The organism is Kitasatospora sp. NPDC091257, assembly GCF_044757675.1.
GTDB lineage: Bacteria > Actinomycetota > Actinomycetes > Streptomycetales > Streptomycetaceae > Kitasatospora > Kitasatospora lactacystinica.
The window spans coordinates 1-1350 of the sequence record NZ_JBIVVI010001729.1 but is presented as its reverse complement, the minus strand read 5'-3'; the positions used below and the strand labels follow the sequence as shown (position 1 = coordinate 1350).

The window sequence follows — 1350 nt, the reverse complement described above, 5'->3', positions numbered from 1 at the left end:
GGGTTAACCCCCGACCGGGAAGATGTATCACCCCCATGGCATCCCCCGCCCGCCGTTCGGGAAGCTTGGTCCAGCCGCACGACGAAGAGGGACGGTAGATCCGATGAAGCCGCTGCACCGCGCCGTGGACGCCATCAAGGAGCAGGACGCTCGGATGGAGCGCCCACCGCTGTACGGCAGGAGGATGTGGCACCAGGTCGGACGACTGCTGCTCAACCTGCCGCTCGGCATCTTCGGCTTCGTGCTGGCCGTGGCCACGCTCTCGGTCGGCCTGGGGATGTCGATCACCGTGATCGGCCTGCCGCTGCTGGCCGGCGGCCTGGCGCTCTCGCGCTCCCTGGGCGCGCTGGGCCGGCGGCGGGCGCGGTCGGCCTACGACTCCGGGATCGACGAGCCGCAGCCGGTGGAACCGCGCCGCCCGGGGATGGTCGGCTACACCATCGCCCAGCTCACCGACCTGCTGAACTGGCGCTCGGCGCTCTACAACGTGCTGATGCTGCCCTGGGGCGTGCTCAGCTTCGCGCTGACCCTGATCTCGGTGATCGCGCTCTGGCCGGTGCTGCCCTGGGTGGTCCGCGGGCTGGCCGCGGTGGACCGCATCCTGATCGAGTCGCTGCTCTTCCCGGGCGCCCTGGCCGAGCGGGTGCGCGAGCTGGAGGACGACCGCGGCACCGTGGTCGACACCGCCGCCGCCGACCTGCGCCGGATCGAGCGCGACCTGCACGACGGGGCCCAGGCCCGGCTGGTCGCGCTGGCGATGGACCTCGGCATGGCCAAGGAGCGGCTGCGCGAGGTGGAGTCCGAGGACGACATGGCGGCCGCCGCCAGGATGGTCGACAACGCCCACGGCGAGGTGAAGCTGGCCCTCCAGGAGCTGCGCGACCTGGCCCGCGGCATCCACCCGGCGGTGCTCACCGACCGCGGCCTGGACGCCGCGCTGTCCTCGGTCGCCGCCCGCTGCACCGTGCCCGGCGGGGTCCGGGTGAACGTCGACCTGACCGGCCCGGACGGGCAGCCCGAGCGCCCCGACTCGGCGGTCGAGGGCATCGCCTACTTCACCGTCAGCGAGTTGCTGACCAACGTCTCCAAGCACGCCGGCGCCCGCTCGGCCTCGGTCGAGGTCTGGCGCTCGGAGCACCAGCTGATGGTGCTGGTCCAGGACGACGGCAAGGGCGGCGCGGCCCCCTACCCGGGCAGCGGACTGGCCGGGCTGGCCGAGCGGATCCGCGCGGTGGACGGGGTCTTCCTGGTGGACAGCCCCGAGGGCGGCCCGACCACCGTCACCGTCGAGCTGCCCTGGCGCACCCGCGCCGCCCGCCGCTGAGCGCCCCCTCCCCCCGGACACGGCAG

General features: G+C 73.7%; 1 protein-coding gene. It reads left to right on the top strand.

The annotated features are described in order from the left end of the window. Nucleotides 1–103 precede the first annotated feature (103 nt). Nucleotides 104–1324, top strand: coding sequence for a sensor histidine kinase (locus ACIQOV_RS41595; RefSeq protein ID WP_401056363.1), 1221 nt, complete (start codon nucleotides 104–106; stop codon nucleotides 1322–1324). Nucleotides 1325–1350 lie beyond the last annotated feature (26 nt).